At 31.0% G+C, this 15,586-nt stretch carries 13 protein-coding genes, 1 other RNA gene and 1 pseudogene; 8 read left to right on the top strand and 7 right to left on the bottom strand.

What is annotated here, in order from left to right:
• The first annotated feature begins 40 nt into the window (after nt 1-40).
• The 5 genes and pseudogenes from GOY13_RS00265 to GOY13_RS00245 all read left to right on the top strand — a co-directional run bounded on the left by GOY13_RS00265 (nt 41) and on the right by GOY13_RS00245 (nt 4,064).
• On the top strand, nt 41-673 hold the full coding sequence (locus GOY13_RS00265) for a hypothetical protein (protein WP_175813875.1): 633 nt from the start codon (nt 41-43) through the stop codon (nt 671-673).
• Nucleotides 674-1,949: 1,276 nt separating this feature from the next.
• A complete protein-coding gene (locus GOY13_RS00260; protein WP_175813874.1) occupies nt 1,950-2,189 on the top strand; it encodes a hypothetical protein in 240 nt (79 codons plus the stop codon).
• 115 nt (nt 2,190-2,304) lie between these two features.
• A pseudogene (locus GOY13_RS03535) lies at nt 2,305-2,443 on the top strand (cell division protein FtsZ); the annotation flags it as partial.
• A 284-nt stretch (nt 2,444-2,727) separates the two neighbouring features.
• Nucleotides 2,728-3,174 carry an rRNA maturation RNase YbeY gene (ybeY, locus tag GOY13_RS00250; protein WP_175813873.1) on the top strand — a complete coding sequence of 149 codons (447 nt, stop codon included), beginning with the start codon at nt 2,728-2,730 and terminating at the stop codon, nt 3,172-3,174.
• A 98-nt stretch (nt 3,175-3,272) separates the two neighbouring features.
• Nucleotides 3,273-4,064: a succinate dehydrogenase iron-sulfur subunit gene (locus tag GOY13_RS00245; protein ID WP_175813872.1), complete on the top strand. Its 792-nt coding sequence runs from the start codon at nt 3,273-3,275 to the stop codon at nt 4,062-4,064.
• Between the two features lie 3 nt (nt 4,065-4,067).
• Here the strand turns inward: GOY13_RS00245 and GOY13_RS00240 are convergent, their stop codons facing one another.
• From GOY13_RS00240 to GOY13_RS00225, 4 genes are read right to left on the bottom strand one after another with little or no spacing between them, the layout of a single operon-like run.
• Nucleotides 4,068-5,204, bottom strand: coding sequence for a transcriptional regulator (locus GOY13_RS00240; RefSeq protein ID WP_175813871.1), 1,137 nt, complete (start codon nt 5,202-5,204; stop codon nt 4,068-4,070).
• Between the two features lie 52 nt (nt 5,205-5,256).
• Complete coding sequence (locus GOY13_RS00235) at nt 5,257-6,036, bottom strand: GNAT family N-acetyltransferase (RefSeq protein WP_175813870.1); 780 nt, start codon at nt 6,034-6,036, stop codon at nt 5,257-5,259.
• Nucleotides 6,026-6,508 carry a phosphatidylglycerophosphatase A family protein gene (locus GOY13_RS00230; protein ID WP_175813869.1) on the bottom strand — a complete coding sequence of 161 codons (483 nt, stop codon included), beginning with the start codon at nt 6,506-6,508 and terminating at the stop codon, nt 6,026-6,028. The genes GOY13_RS00235 and GOY13_RS00230 overlap by 11 nt, the downstream gene beginning before the upstream one ends.
• Before the next feature lie 21 nt (nt 6,509-6,529).
• Nucleotides 6,530-7,507, bottom strand: a complete 978-nt coding sequence (locus tag GOY13_RS00225) for an NAD(P)H-dependent glycerol-3-phosphate dehydrogenase (RefSeq protein ID WP_175813868.1) — start codon at nt 7,505-7,507, stop codon at nt 6,530-6,532.
• A gap of 303 nt (nt 7,508-7,810) precedes the next feature.
• Here GOY13_RS00225 and GOY13_RS00220 point away from each other — a divergent pair, with 303 nt between their 5' ends.
• The gene (locus GOY13_RS00220; RefSeq protein ID WP_175813867.1) at nt 7,811-8,581 is read left to right on the top strand and encodes a response regulator transcription factor; all 771 of its coding nucleotides are present in this window, start codon (nt 7,811-7,813) and stop codon (nt 8,579-8,581) included.
• A gap of 45 nt (nt 8,582-8,626) precedes the next feature.
• Here the strand turns inward: GOY13_RS00220 and rnpB are convergent.
• The 3 genes from rnpB to GOY13_RS00205 all read right to left on the bottom strand — a co-directional run bounded on the left by rnpB (nt 8,627) and on the right by GOY13_RS00205 (nt 12,189).
• Nucleotides 8,627-8,972: RNase P RNA component class A (gene rnpB, locus GOY13_RS00215), an RNA gene on the bottom strand.
• A 1,634-nt stretch (nt 8,973-10,606) separates the two neighbouring features.
• Complete coding sequence (gene recF, locus GOY13_RS00210) at nt 10,607-11,701, bottom strand: DNA replication/repair protein RecF (protein WP_175813866.1); 1,095 nt, start codon at nt 11,699-11,701, stop codon at nt 10,607-10,609.
• A 20-nt stretch (nt 11,702-11,721) separates the two neighbouring features.
• Nucleotides 11,722-12,189, bottom strand: a complete 468-nt coding sequence (locus tag GOY13_RS00205; protein WP_175813865.1) for a peroxiredoxin — start codon at nt 12,187-12,189, stop codon at nt 11,722-11,724.
• 2,249 nt (nt 12,190-14,438) lie between these two features.
• Here GOY13_RS00205 and rimM point away from each other — a divergent pair.
• Together rimM and efp are read left to right on the top strand one after the other, a co-directional pair.
• Nucleotides 14,439-14,951 (top strand): ribosome maturation factor RimM, encoded by a 513-nt coding sequence (rimM, locus tag GOY13_RS00200; protein ID WP_175813864.1) that lies wholly within the window; start codon nt 14,439-14,441, stop codon nt 14,949-14,951.
• Between the two features lie 64 nt (nt 14,952-15,015).
• Nucleotides 15,016-15,582 (top strand): elongation factor P, encoded by a 567-nt coding sequence (gene efp, locus GOY13_RS00195; protein WP_175813863.1) that lies wholly within the window; start codon nt 15,016-15,018, stop codon nt 15,580-15,582.
• The last annotated feature ends 4 nt before the right edge of the window (nt 15,583-15,586 follow it).

The raw sequence follows: 15,586 nt of genomic DNA, 5'->3' as shown, positions 1-15,586 counted from the left end.
ATAGCTTTAGTATATTAATGGTTTATCAAAGAGGTTAGTAATGTCAATTTTCAGAAATCATCGTGGTCAACTACGTAAAATGAATACTGCTCTTGTAGTACTTACTACTATGTATGTTGTAGGTGTAACAGCTGCATTTTCAGCACCACATTGGGTGTCTTCAACTTCAGCTTTAGCTCCTCTTGCGGCTTTTGCAGCTACACCACTTGGAATAGGCATATTAGCAACTGTTGTTATTGCACTAATTGGCTTAGCAATATATGCCATTAGTAGAGATAATAAAATATCTGAATTGGAGGCTATGAAGTTCGTTGTTGATAGCGGTAACGTAAAGCTACAAGTAACAGGAGATGAATTTGAGTACATAAAAAAGAATAACAAAAATAAGGATAAAGATGGAAAGAGCATAGATGGTGAGTACCGTATAGATTTTTCTAATTCAGATGGTAGGGAATGCTATGTTATTGTTGTAAGTGAGAAAAGCAAAGAAATGGGTAACACTTTACTCTTAAATATAACTTCACTAAATATGAAAGATGATGATGGCAAATATGTAACTCAAGCAGATATGTTGAAAGCATTGGGGTTAGATAAGACAGGTGCTAAAGAGTTTAACACTTACTTAAACTCAATTATCATTGGGCAACCTGTAAGTCAAGAACAAACAAGATAAGCAGCATAGTTGAGTGAAAAGGGGTAGGTAGGGTTAAGTCTGCCTCTTTTACTAATATTTGCTTTAAGGCAATTTCTTGGTATGGGAAGTTTATAAGATATATAGTTGATGTAATTATCATATAACGTGGAAGGATTAAGTTTTATATTAGTGGCAACTTATTATAGTCGCAAGTGTAAAGTTTCATTACCATTTATAGACCTGGCATAGTAAAATGGTTGTGTTCATACCTTTAAATCAATTAGATTCTATGGATTCTATCCTTCCTATTGTTTCCTAGAAGGATTACCTTTCCATGAAGATTTGCACAAGGATGTTAGCGATTATAATTTCTTATTCGATTGGTCGTTGTAATATGTGTTTCGTAAATTGAAAACTTACTACTCAATTATAATATCAAACTAATTCAGAAGATTGAAGTAATGATTAGTATAAAAGAAAAACAAAAGTTGACTCGTAAAAAAAACATGATCAAAAATTGCTAATGAATCAATATGATGTTATCGTTTAGTAAGTTAGTAAGTGAGATAAAAAAGATAAATAGAAACAGATGTAAGTGTTGATGTAGTTCTGAAATTCTGTATGTTATTATCTTTGAATCTAGCCTATGTAGCTTCTGTTAGTAGAGCAGAAGAATCAATTTATAATGGCATGCCTAGATCTAGAAGCAAGATATTAGCACTTGAAATAACTAATCTGATGTTTTACTATTCTCTGCTAGCTACTTGATAGTATTTCTACCTTAATGCTTGTGAAAATAATCAAAGTAATCTAAATTTCGTATGATTATTAGTGAAGCTTTAGTTGATATGAGAGTGGTGAAAATGGATATCTAGCTTAACAAGGAAGTGGAGTAAGGTCTGTGTTCTCTTTCTAAAGATTTTTAATTTTTTCAAAATTAGCAATATATTTAACAATCGATATTAACGGTTTGTGGTGCACGTAATGTTAAAAATAGGTAGATTTTGTTTATTATTTATGTTTATAAAAGCGAAAAGCGTTTCATACTGTTAAAAAACAGTGATTTATTAAGTGAGGTTACTAAATTTGAGATATGTATGGTATACTAAGCTTAGTTTATCAAAATGCCTGTATTACATACAAGGATTATTGTTATAAGTACTGGCAGAAATGTGTAAATAACATGATTTGTCTGGCTTGCATGGAGTTGATTTTATTATAGCAAATACTGATTTGCTTAAGCTCTAGAAAGGTTATTATGTATTAAAAATTAGCTAGGCATGATTTTAACTAAAGGTCTTAGTATTGGCATTGTATGCCTAATATTAGAAAAGGTGCAGCATCTGTAATTGCAAAAGCTGGAGGTGGAGCAGCAGGTGCTGTAGTAAAAGGTAAGATCTTGAACTTGAAAAGGAAAAAGGTATTAACTGTTAGTATAGCAACCAAGCTGTTTACCTTTCAAGGTATGCGTCTTATGAGCATTGCAGAACTTGGACTTGAGGAATTCAAAAATCAAAAACATGTAAACTCATTTCCATTTCAAATCAGAACTTAGTCTCATTGATCTTAACTTTCCTGATACATGGACAGAATGAGTAAAATGGTAATCCATTGCTCAATGAAAGTGGTATATAGAGAATTAATTGACATTACATAGGTTGTAGATATGACTATTTGAAGTTGATGCTATAGTAAATAGAGTACGTGAAGAAGTGGATGAAAATGCAAATATAATACTTGGTGCTTCTCTTGATCAAGAAATAGAGGGGCAAGGTTAGAGTTTCTGTCCTTACAACTGGTATTGATAATGCAGTTATTTGAGACAAAATTATGTGAGTACTCAAGCTAATAGTTATATAAATATATATGTCACAGTTTTTGTGTTTTTTATCACGTAAATTAAAGAAAATATATTATTCAGGGTAATCAGAATCTTTAATGAATATTCTATACTATGAGTAGCTCCTGCTTTTAATTGGTAAGGTATGAATATCTAAGTAGTCAAGTTGTATAGAGTGATATGGAAATTCACTTTTAAACAGTTAAATTTGTCAGTTTTTCAGCTAATGAGATTGAGTAATGGAGGTGAGTAAATGTTAGAAGTAAATGTTCTTGATAAAAGGTGGTATAGTATTACAGAGGATCTAGAGAAATTTATATTAAATATTATGAATGTTTCTCTGAGAAAATTGGAGGTGGACAACTATGAACCAAGTATATCATTGGTACTTGCTGATGATAACTTGCTTCATCAACTTAATTTGAGATTCAGAAGAGTGGATAAGCCAACTAATGTCTTATCATTTCAGTGTGAGCAGCTGTCCAACAAGTGTGATCTAGGTGACATGGCAATTTCAATAGACACAATACAGAAAGAGTCGAGTGAGTACAACATATCTGTTATAGCTCACGTTGCACATATGTTGGTGCATGGATTACTACATTTACTTGGTTATGATCACCTAGAAGAAGATGAAGAAATTGTAATGAAAAACTTGGAAAACAGGATTTTAACTTCACTAGGCTACAATATAGCTTAGTTTGAATAAAATTGAATAAAAGTATGGTAGGTAATAATAAAATATGTTATCTACAAATAAAGTGTGCTTTATGCTATAAGCGATAAAAGGAAAACAATATGGTTCAGTTCTTTTTACCAAAGAATTCTAAAGTCAATGAAAAGGGTAGAGTCTACCCTGCTCCTGTTAAAGGGAAAAATATTAGAAAATTTCAAATTTACCGCTGGTCAGCTGATGATGGAGAAAATCCTAGGATGGATACATTTTTTATTGATATGGATGATTGTGGTCCTATGGTATTAGATGCTTTGATAAAGATAAAAGATGAAATAGATTCTACCTTAACTTTCAGACGTTCTTGCAGAGAAGGAATATGTGGATCTTGTGCTATGAATATTAATGGGACTAATACTCTTGCATGTATTAAGTCTATACCTGATATAAAAGGTGACGTGAAAATATATCCATTACCTCATATGTATGTAATAAAAGACCTAGTTTCAGACATGAGCCAATTTTATGAACAGTATAGGTCAATCAATCCTTGGTTACAAGCAGATAAGCCTAGCTTGCCGAACAAAGAGTATTCTCAATCTCCTGAGGATAGAAAGAAACTTGATGGTCTCTTTGATTGTATATTATGTGCCTGTTGTTCAACTAGTTGCCCAAATTATTGGTGGAATGGTGATAAATTTTTGGGACCGGCAATATTGCTACAAGCTTACAGATGGATTTCTGATAGCCGTGATATTAAGGCTGGTGAAAGACTTGATGCTTTAGGTGATCCATTTAAGTTATATTACTGTCATACAATAATGAATTGCACAAAAGACTGCCCTAAAGGGCTTAATCCAGCAAGAGCAATAGTAAAAATAAAACAACTTATGCTAAAGAGAGCAGCAGGAGCTTGAGTATTATCTCTTACACTCCTGGTATGAGAAAAGTAGACCTTCTAAAGCATAAGGTATTGTTAATATTCTAAATGCTTTTCCATTTGTGAAGTGGATTGTGCTATTATATGGTCCGAGTAGTTTTTGAAATAACTCATGCCTCTGACTACTTATAGTTTGAAAATCATCTTGTTCTAAGAGTCTTTTAGATTCAAATAGATAAAGCATAACTTCGTGGTAAGTAGGATAAGATACCAAGAACTTTATGTCGAATTGAAACGTTTTTACAAAAGCGTTATTAAAAAATTTTAGTTTTTGGTTCTTGTCATATATTGTAATAGCAGTTGGTAACTCCTCAAGTAAGTTTTTCTGTGTAGCTAAGTAGCTATTCAATCTAACATGCAACTCCTCTATATCACTAATATCTCTCCCATACACTATTGTGCTGCCTGAGCTTTGTATTGGAATTTTAATAAAATTAAAAACCTTGCGTTTATTTTTATAGGTTATCACGTGTTTTCCTGATTTTGTGTTTTGGACACTACTAGCTACAGCCAATCTTTGTGAGCTGTTTATATATTTATCATAAAATAAGTTGCACAATTTTACCTTTTTATTTTCATTATACTTTAGTATAGGGAATGGGAGAGAGTTGAAAATGCTCCTATAGCTTTCTATTTCTTGTTTAAGTTTATTATTTTCCAGTTCAAGCTCAGTAGCTTGTATCTTATAGTCTGAGATATTTCTTACCCATAGCAGTACGCCAATCACAGTATTAGAATCATCTATTATACTTCTGCCATAACATATGCAGTAGACTTCCCCATCTTTCGACTTCAAATCTAGAGTAAAGGATTTATTTATTTTCTTTGCCTCAGTAAAATTTTTAATTAGAATTTCTGATTGCTCAAAAAAATTTACAAATTCGTTAAATGAGTAAAAAACTGTGTTGAACAAGATCAGTAAATTAGGAGAAAATTTTTCTATACGTTTTTTTGCATCCCAAATATAAAATCCATCGTCTAAAGTATCAATTAGGTTGTTTATTATGATATTTTGATGTTGTAAGCTCTTGATTCTATTATCTATTCTAAACTTGAAATAAGAGAAAAAGAATAATATTAAAATTAATAATAAAACTACTTCATACAAAAAAAACATAACTTCTTAAACGGACGTAAAAATTTGTAATTGTTTAATAGGTATGTATAAGTTACGCTGGAGAAGTATACAAGTAAAGATTGCCTAATGTCTGAAAGCCTAATCTTTTGTAAACGTTAATAGAAGGTTTCATACAATGTGCTTTTATGTATTTGCATTTGAGCTGTCGAATTATTTTAATTCTTTCTAAAATCATTTGTGTGCCTATTCCACGATTTCTATGAGTTGGCAAAACTCCATCACTATAGAAACCCGCTTCGCTATCTTGAATGTAAAGGCTGCATGTTCCTACAACTTCATTATTTAGTGTCGCAAGAAAAAATCTCAATCCAGAGTTTTTATCATTGTAGTTTTGTAAACCTCGAAAAAATGTACCTACAATTCCAACTTTGTGGTAAAAAATCCTGGAGGTATACAAATCTAACTGTTGTAAGAGGTTGCTACTATTTACGGTATTCAAACTCAAACTTGGAACAACGTCAGCGGATAGGAGGTAATTTTTCATGTCAAGTAAAACTTTTTTCGGTGTACTAATATGTTTTATCTTACTCTTTTTTAGAACACTCTTTATCTTGATATATGAGTTCATTACCCATGTTACTTGCATATTCCTTCTTCTAAGGTAATCTAGAGTTTTCTGTATAGAAAGTTCCGTGCATTGATCTTCACAAAATACAAAATTGAATAACGATTCGTTGGTCCCATTTATTGTAAACCAAATGTTATCGAATTCATCATACACCTCCCACTGGGATAAGTTTGCTACATGCAGTATATAATTTTTTAGATTTTGGATGATTAAACTTGAATAACAGGTTTCTTTATCCTGCATACACAGATAACAAACAATAGAGAGCACCTATAAGAACACAAGCTAAAATTGCAGCTGTAATATCATCTAGCATAATGCCTAGAGGACATTTGATATTTCTGTCGATCAAATTTATAGGCCATGTTTTTATTATATCAAATAACCTAAAAGAAAAAAAGCATAACATCAACAAAAGACTATTCATTTCTTGGTTTAGTAATATAGAAGTTAAGAATACAGTCAATAATTGACCAACTACTTCATCAATCACTACCTCTTCCGGATCTTGTATGGTTTGGTAATATTTTGTGTAGTTGACTATGGACCATAATCCAATTAAAAATAAGAGAAAAATAATTACTGCACCTAGGATTCTGTCGCTTAGTACTATAGGAAGGATTAAATAGGAAGCTAAACTACCAACAGTACCTGGCATTTTCTTTACTGTGCCTGATAGACACCATGTCGATATAAGTTTGTAAAAAATTTTCATAATAGTTGTAACGAAGAAAAGTTAACTTGTAAGAATAGAAATTGTCTCCTCTATGGAGGCGTTTTCGTATAATAATTTGTAAATTGCTTCACATATAGGCATTTTTATTTTTAGCTTTCTTGCTAGATGAAGTACAGGTTGAGCGGTACTAAAACCTTCAATCACTGATTTACTTTCTGATAAGATCAGCTGAATGTTAAAATTATTGTTACTGCTACCTATTTTAAACCCAAGTGATAGATTTCTTGAATTAAAAGATGTGCATGTCATGATTAGGTCACCTAGACATGCTGGTCCAAGCAATGTATCTATATCTAAACTGTTGTCGATTTTTGCTAGATAAAAAGTTTTAATTTCATTAATGCTTTTTGTTATTAATGCTGCATGAGTATTGCAGCCAAGTTCCTTACCTAAAATAACTCCACATGCTACGGCAAAAACATTCTTTAACGCTGCACAAATCTGTATTCCTATAACATCATTACTAAAATATAACTTAATATTTTCCTGTTGAAGTTCTGATATTAACTTCAAGCCTAGTGCATTATTTCGGCATGCAAGAACCATTGAATATGGTAGTTTTTTTGCAACTTCTGCAGCAAAGCTAGGACCTGAGAAAATAGCGACAGGATTGTTAGGTAAAACTTCATTTACTATTTCACTAGGTAGCTTTAATGTAGACCTTTCTATTCCTTTACATGCTAAAATTACTGCTGCATCATTTCTTAGACTACAGTTGCGTAATCGCTGACATACTTGCCTCAAAGACTGGACTGGTACTGTTATGATGATTGTTGAAGTATTAGTTGTCTCTTCAATAGTTGACTTTATTGACACATTATCGGGGATACGGCAGCCTGGTAGCTTATTGCTTTCTCTCACTTTGTTAAGTATTTCAAATGTAGTTCTACTGTGTGCCCACAGAGTTATGTTCTGTCTGTGACTCAGTGAAATTGCAATTGCTGTTCCCCATGCACCAGCGCCTAAAATTGATATCATTACATAATGACCTGAAAACTGTTATTCTACTTAGAATAGTATGGCAAGTAAATTAAAAACATGAAGTAAACATCTAGGATAGTTTAATATTTATTAAGTTGGGTGCTCTTTTAGAAACATTGGCTTTAGCTAATGTTTACTGAAGGTAGCACTTCCTATATGTTATATAATACATCTATTTATTTAAATAATTCTTTATGTTCATTAAAGCAATTTTGACCATTTGTTAATAAAAGTTTGATTTGTTACTTTCCTTAGTTATATATATTGCTAAAATTATAAATTACTTACAGGGTATAGAATATGCGTATATTATTAATTGAAGACGATCAAGTAAGTGCAAAGACTGTAGTTAATGCTTTAACTTCTGATGGGCACTTTTGTGATGTTGTAACTTCTGCGCAAGACTACAACAATAATATGATTTCCTCGAATGGAGATCATTATGACTTAGTTATTCTGGATATACACTTGCCTGGTGATATTGATGGGTATGATATCTTACTAAGGTTAAGAAGTGCAAAAATTAAAGTTCCCGTCTTAATACTTTCATGTATATCTGCTGTTAATCAAAAAGCCAAGGGACTTGGATATGGGGCTGATGATTATTTAACTAAACCGTTTCACAAAAGCGAGTTGCTCGCTCGAATAAAAGCAATAGTTCGCCGTACTAAAGGTCATCCTGAGTCAGTGATAAAAATTGGTAATATAAATATTAATTTCGATCATAGGGTTGTTGAAGTAAAAGGTAAAACAGTTCATCTAACTAATAAAGAATATTCTATGATAGAGTTACTAGCGTTACGTAAAGGGACTGTGTTAACAAAAGAGATGTTTTTAAATCATCTTTATAACGGTTTGGATGAACCTTCGGATAACAAAATAGTTGATGTTTTTATGTGTAAATTACGTAAGAAACTTGAAAATGCAAATGATGGGAAAAGCCATATAGAAACTGTTTGGGGAAGAGGTTATGTTCTGAAAGATTACCTTGAAGATGAAGAATATTCTAGCATTAATGTAGGAGAAAATAATGTTGAGTATAAAGCAGAGCAAGTGAAGAATAATGTATAGGGTATCTATGCATTTTGGAATCATTACTACTAATGCTTTTATATGTTCCTAGGTGAAATATAAGCCGAGTTCTGTTTATGTAGCTATTTATCTTGAATAAATGTTACCACTTACTGCATGCGATTTACCCGAGTAGATATGAGGAAAAACATAAGATCTACTCTTATTTAATCTTGCTCCTAGTGTTGGTTGCTCAACTATCAACGTCACCGTTGTTATGGTATGCCCTTACCATACCTTTTCACCCTTACCTAAAAATACTAGGCGGTAATTTTCTGTAGCCCTAAACTGGAGTTACCCCCGGCGGGTATTACCCGTCACTATTTTTCCTTGGAGCCCGGACTTTCCTCTGTTGCATTTGTCATACAACAGCAGCTACTTATTTCACCTATAAAATATATTTTAATATAAAAATTACAGAAGTAAAATAATCATTTTATCAATCAGTAATCTACGTACCAACCCTTAGGATGTGAATAGAAGTAATATTCTAATACATCAGCTATCACAAAATAAGCAGTTACCATTGTGCTTTACACTTTTTCTGTTTGTATTCTTAACAAAAACTACTTGGTTTACTACCGCTCTCAGTGATATGTATACTTAATGCTAAGGGCTTTTTCTGTTACTAACAGAGATCTCTCAGTAGATATTTGAATATAACTCTGAGTTGTGTGACTTTACATAGAAGAGCTGATAATATAGTGGCAATACTTTTAGTATATTTTATTTTATACTGTAAATTCTATATCTTAAAAGACATTTATGAGTAAAGATCATACTATTTATTACTAATCATTTATAGCAAGTTGATTAGATTAGAGAAAATGTATTATGAATTAAGTTACAGTAGGCACATAGTTGTTGATTTTTACTTTAGTACTTGGAATGTAGCTGCTGTTTAGTGCTCCTCTCCTAGTTCACTATTGATGAATTAATTAACTTTTATGACAGCCTGTAGTTGGCATATAGCGATTTTATAGCTGGTATTATATGTTTTTCTACACTTATTTATGGGTATTGCTCTATCATAGATTTACTCATTTTAGTGCTGTTTGTTGTAAATCTACTGGGCGTAGTTGATGTAGTTTCACAGTACTTATTTCATCAATGTATGTAGAACTGTTGTTCTTAATACTCTGTGAAGTGGAACTTCTAATATCAGGGTACTTGAGTAGTCGGTATCTTAAGGTATTTTATTGATCGGTTCCATTCTGAGTAAATGAATAAAATAAATAATTCATAAACTTAGTAAGCGTCAATATTACTGTGCTTATGGTGTAAAATACCATTGTAACGGGGAAACAGGTTTCTTGTATAAATTAGCTCTTTAGACTTTGTAAAAGAAGCAGTTGGTTTATAAATTTACTAAGGTTTCAAATAACCTTCAGTCTTCATGTATTAAGCTATGAAGGTGATACGCAATTGACATTTTATATTTTTACAATGTAAAAACTGCGTGCACAAAAGCTTAGCTAGATGATTTCTCCTTGTGAACAAAAAGTGCATTTTATTATGTTTTTACTTAAATGTATAGAAATTTTTCTGATATAACTTAAAAAATGATGCTACTTTATCAGTAAACTGGCAGTTTGATAGCTGTTGAGTAAAATCTAGCAATAAATCTTTGCTTTTTTAATGTAATTATGCGAAGCTTAGAAGTAAATTTTATTCTTAATAACAAGGGTTACTATACATAATCAACATTAGAGAAAAGTGAATAGTTATTAGTTACTTAAGAACTAAAGAATAAATATTAATCTAACTATCATCAGATATCCATATGATAATAAATTCTGCAAGTTCATCAAATCATTTCATTTACTAAAATTTTAGAAATTTTTTCTTCCTTCCATACAGTGAAGTTAAATGATTTTGAGTACATAGTTTTAGTATTCTTAAAATGACATCGAAGTAACTTAGTCAGCAGTACTGTAAGATATAGTTATCTGTATAGTGAAAATTGAGTCACTTATTGACATATCTGATGAGTATTATAGATAATTTATATGGTAAGTAACTAGGCTAATCTGAGCACATTTGGTTTGTCTGTAGCTCAATAAACCTAAATGAATTGATATGGCCATCAAAATTTTTTCTGTCTATGTCAGTTATCCAAGTTTGGCATTGGATACTTAATACTTCCTCTATCAACACCCTTCTGTAGTATTTATCTAGATGCGACATTATATCGTCAAGTAAAAGAAGAGGTGCTTTGTTATAGAAAATACATCTTGCTTTTACGCTAGACAAAATAATAGAAAGCAACAATAATTTTTGCTCTCCAGTGGAGCACAAATTTACCGGTACGCCTTTCTTTTGACAGAAGATCTGAAATTTATCGTTATTTATACAAAAGTTTACTTTACCAGTTAACGAGTCTATTTCTCTATTTTCCCTCAGGCGACTTTGAAGATATTCTGGAGTGTTACTTGAGATTAGTTGGCTGCTGAATTTTAAACTAGCTTTTGGAAGAAACTCAGTGGAGTAGTTATTAATTGTATTCTGTAATGTTTTTAAAACAGATAGCCGCATATGTGATATGTTAACTGCATTAACAGCCATGATCTTCTCAAGAATGGATAGCCAATTTTCATCTAAAATATTTTTTCTTAGTAGTTTACTTCGCTGGTCTTTAGCTTTCTTATATTTTATGTAACAATAAATGTAATTTTCTTCAAATAATGAAACTATGCGGTCCAGAAGCTTTAGCCTATCGCTTGGAGGGTTGAGAAGAATATAGTCCATTTGGGGGATTAGCCAGATTACATTGGATATTCTGTAAAGAGATGAATAACTTGATTGCAACTTCCCATCGATTTGTACTAGTTTTTTATTCAAGCTCTTTGCAATACCAATCGAATTAAAATCAACTCCGTTGAAAAATCCGTAATGTACTGCCCAATCTTTATTACTGAATCTATTTTGCATCTCACTTGCTTTTGCTTTTTTCATTCCATTACTTTTGGCTAACAAAGAGATTGCTTCAAGTATATTGGTTTTACCAATACCATTTTGGCCAAAGATTACAACTGAATCGTTACTTAAATCCAGTCTAAAGCTGGAATGATTACGGAAATTATTTAGTTTCAATTTCTTTATATAACAATTAGTAACCATCAACTGAGTAATTTTTAAATTTATATTCTTCTAACACTCTCTAGGACTTCATTAACATGTCCTCTAACTTTTACGTTTTTCCAGATCTTTGTTATTTTGCCCTTTTTGTCTATTAAGAAAGTAGTGCGTTCTATGCCCATATACTTTTTGTTAAACATACTCTTTTCTATCCAGGTACCATACTTTTCCAATATTTCAATATTCTCATCAGAAACTAAATAAAATGGTAATGAATATTTTGTCCTAAAATTTGCATGGCATTTAACGCTATCTTTTGATGCCCCAATTATTACTGTATCAAGAGAGGAAAAATCATTTATTTTATCTCTGAAATCTTTTGCCTCTGTTATACAGCCTGGAGTCCCATTTTTTGGATAGAAATAAAGAACTACATTTTTTTTACCAAGGAAACTACTCAGTGATAAATTCACACCAGAATCTGTTGGTAAATTAAAATCTGGTGCATTATTTCCTACTACTAACTTCATCTTGCTCCTTTAGCTGGACACTACTTAGTATATTATAGTTAGTACCATTAAGAACTCTAGTTAAAAATCAACTGAGTTCTACATGTTTACTATTCTTAGAAAAACTGACGTAATGATGTTGTAAGTCTTGCTTTATTTTTTATATTAAAAGTTCTGCTCATTAATTCTACTAATTTTTTGCTAAGTGGAAGTTCAATCTGTAATATCATTACTATATTCCGAATTTACTTGGATCAAAATTTGTATGACTTTGTATATGTCTTGTGCATTATCTCTATTTACGTTATTATGGCACTTAATAATTAAAATTTTTCTATATTTCTTTTGATTCAATTCTTATTAAGAAATCTACAGTAGTAGATTTAGTCAAATTTAATAACAAATTTATATAACTGCACGTTATCTTTTTGGGTCAGCAATAGCCAAAATTGCTCTATTGTTTGTGTAGTTTGAATTTTACTTTTTTGTTATAGATTTCTTAATTTAGCTTTTGCAAGAACAAGTGCATCTTTAATTAAAAATAGGTGAACGCATCTACACATTGTATGTGTTGTTTCCATATTTCCTTGTATTGAAAGTGGTCAATCGAACTTATCATGAAGTTTCATTTCGATTAACCTTGGTTCAATAATAGATTATTGAGTATACCAGCCTACATAGACGTTTATAAAAATTCCTTATTGACTGTTTTGATCTGATGTCTCTTTCATCTTGTTATTGCTCAATATTCATTGAGGTTGCTTACTAGCATTTGAATGTTAGAAAAGTGTAAATTAATTTGTTTTTATGGTATGAACTATCTCTTAGTTATTTGGTGATTCCCAATTTTGTTATTTGTAAGTGACTGTTCATAGTTGTAATCTTGAATATTAAAGTGTACTGAATATTACCTGCTATTTTGATTATACAATACAAGCTTCTCACTTTGCTAGCTAACTCAATAATCTCCCATCACGATAATGATGGTTTTTATTATACTATTTTAAAGCATTCCTTTTAATCTTATATTAAAATTATGGCAAAATATATTCCCTAGCTAAGGATTATAGTTATTGCTATATAAAACTAGAGGAAGCTCTGGTAAGAGTAGCGTAATAACTTTTGTGCGTTTATTTTTTAAAGCGAAAGACATTGACTTTTAGTTCACCATATCCTTTTCATTGAAAAATAATAGATAAATCAAGATTTAGTATACCTCATTCTATAGAAATTTTACTATCTTGTCAATTTATTCTTTCATTAGCATATCCTTCATGCATAAGTATCTACTTATGTAATATTTACAATAAACATGCTACATAATTTTTACTCTGAAATAAATATCGTTAGTTTATTTATACCGGTTCACATTGACCAGTACTCTTGATTTTAGAATGCACTATTATATCAGTGGTATTTATATGTATCTACTGCTAGTAATCCATAAAAATTAATAAATAACACAACCGTATTGGTAATATATTTTACACAGATTTTGGTATATTAGGTAATGGAATATAGAATTAAGGAGTGTTACTTTCTGTTGAAAAAGTGATAAGAACTTCAATAAAATTTTTGCATTTTACATGCTATTCACACAATATTCTTAATTTGTGCTCGCGAGATAAGAAGAAATCTTCTGATTGATCTATCACTATGATGATTGGTGTGACTATATAAAATCCAATGTTGGAAATGTAAAGGAGACCATTTATAGTGGTGGAAGATGCAAGGTAAGTATTGAAGTAATGAATGGAGGTTTTACAAAAGAACTGAGAAACTTTAAAAATATAATATATTGATATTGCACAACTTTTAATTGCATACAACCAGATACTGGTGAGATAGATATCATTCATATATGAGAATAATAGGAGTAAAGTAAGACATATGTGTACTGCAAATGTGGTTAAATTTGTGCTTCTTGTTAGAAGATTAGTTTATGATTTGATGTAGTGCTGTTTAAAATACCAAGCCTAACCCTTAGAAGGTATTTAGATGAGGTGGTGAATGTCTAAAAATGGATTAGAAAGCCCAGTGAATAAGTTTCTAAATGAAAGAAGAAGTGAAAAGAAAATGATTTATTGTCTGGGATGAAATAAGAGTGAATAAAAGTTTACAGAAGAACTAAATCAGCATAGATTACTTTCTATTGGTAATATTATGTGATATTGTTAGTACTTTATCTCCATAGGTGTTACTAAAGATGAAATTTATGAAAACACTGAAGTTCTCAGACAGTATACCTAGAGAACCTTGTTACTGTTAGTATGGATAATAATCTAGTATGCTTAGGTGTAGTTATTTCTCCTCATGGAGTTAATGGAGCTATTAAAATAAAAACTTTTACTGAAAAACCTGAGAATATTTCCTTGTATGGCAGGCTAATAAGTAATGGTGAAAATTATAAAATAGATTCTATGCTTGTTATAAATGATAATTTGATAATAGCTTCAATAGATGGAATAGATTCTCGCAATAAAGCAGAGCTTTTAAGAAATAAGAAGTTATACATAGAAAGAAGCATGCTACCAAGATTAGATAATGAGAACAAAAACGAATTTTATCAAAGTGATCTTATAGGTATGAAGGTAAGGCTAAAGGATAGTAATCCATATGGATACGTAAAATCTATATGTAATTTTGGTTCAGGAGATATATTAGAAATTTCAGTTGTGAGTACAAAAAAGAGCATTATGCTCTCTTTTACTAGAGAAATATTTCCAGATATTAACATAGAGGAAAAATATATAGTTCTTAGTATGCCAGAGTTTGTTGATTAATAAAGACTTTGATATTTGCATAGAAGCTTTTTATAATTATAAAATTAAACTTTAAGTTGGATTAATGGTAGAAAAAGCTAATGACATTAGACCAGGTCAGATATTAGAACACAACGGTGGATTATTTTTGGTTATAGATATCATGCACACCCAACCTGGTAAAGGTGGGGCATACATACAAACAAAGATGAAAAATATTAAAACTGGGGCAAAATATTATGAAAGGTTTCGCTCTGACGCAATAATCAGGAGAGCTATTTTAGATGAGGAGGAATATATCTATCTCTTTACTGAGAGAAGAACTATGTATCTTATGCACCCAAGTAATTATGAGCAGATTACTTTAAGTTTAGATTTATTGGGAGAAAAAAAGATTTATTTGAAGGATAACATGAAAATAAAAATTATAACCTATCAAGATAAAATAGTTTCCACGCACGTGCCTGACTATGTAGTGTTGACTGTAAAAGAAACAGAGTCTGTTATTAAGGGGCAAACTGTTACTTCTTCTTATAAGCCTGCAGTTTTAGAGAACGGAATGCGTGTTAATGTTCCTCAGTTTATAAGAGAAGAAGATAAAGTTGTAATATATACTCCTAACGATAGCTATTATGAAAGAGTAAAAGAATAAAAAA

Source organism: Wolbachia endosymbiont of Cruorifilaria tuberocauda, from assembly GCF_013365475.1.
In the GTDB taxonomy this organism is placed as follows: domain Bacteria; phylum Pseudomonadota; class Alphaproteobacteria; order Rickettsiales; family Anaplasmataceae; genus Wolbachia.
The sequence above is the reverse complement of the archived record's forward strand: the minus strand, read 5'-3'. Positions and strand labels throughout refer to the sequence as shown.

Coding starts and splice junctions, on each gene's coding strand:
- GOY13_RS00265 (WP_175813875.1), top strand. CDS start 41: ATGTCAATTTTCAGAAATCATCGTGGTCAACTACGTAAAATGAATACT.
- GOY13_RS00260 (WP_175813874.1), top strand. CDS start 1,950: ATGCCTAATATTAGAAAAGGTGCAGCATCTGTAATTGCAAAAGCTGGA.
- ybeY (WP_175813873.1), top strand. CDS start 2,728: ATGTTAGAAGTAAATGTTCTTGATAAAAGGTGGTATAGTATTACAGAG.
- GOY13_RS00245 (WP_175813872.1), top strand. CDS start 3,273: ATGGTTCAGTTCTTTTTACCAAAGAATTCTAAAGTCAATGAAAAGGGT.
- GOY13_RS00240 (WP_175813871.1), bottom strand. CDS start 5,204: ATGTTTTTTTTGTATGAAGTAGTTTTATTATTAATTTTAATATTATTC.
- GOY13_RS00235 (WP_175813870.1), bottom strand. CDS start 6,036: ATGCAGGATAAAGAAACCTGTTATTCAAGTTTAATCATCCAAAATCTA.
- GOY13_RS00230 (WP_175813869.1), bottom strand. CDS start 6,508: ATGAAAATTTTTTACAAACTTATATCGACATGGTGTCTATCAGGCACA.
- GOY13_RS00225 (WP_175813868.1), bottom strand. CDS start 7,507: ATGATATCAATTTTAGGCGCTGGTGCATGGGGAACAGCAATTGCAATT.
- GOY13_RS00220 (WP_175813867.1), top strand. CDS start 7,811: ATGCGTATATTATTAATTGAAGACGATCAAGTAAGTGCAAAGACTGTA.
- recF (WP_175813866.1), bottom strand. CDS start 11,701: ATGGTTACTAATTGTTATATAAAGAAATTGAAACTAAATAATTTCCGT.
- GOY13_RS00205 (WP_175813865.1), bottom strand. CDS start 12,189: ATGAAGTTAGTAGTAGGAAATAATGCACCAGATTTTAATTTACCAACA.
- rimM (WP_175813864.1), top strand. CDS start 14,439: ATGGATAATAATCTAGTATGCTTAGGTGTAGTTATTTCTCCTCATGGA.
- efp (WP_175813863.1), top strand. CDS start 15,016: ATGGTAGAAAAAGCTAATGACATTAGACCAGGTCAGATATTAGAACAC.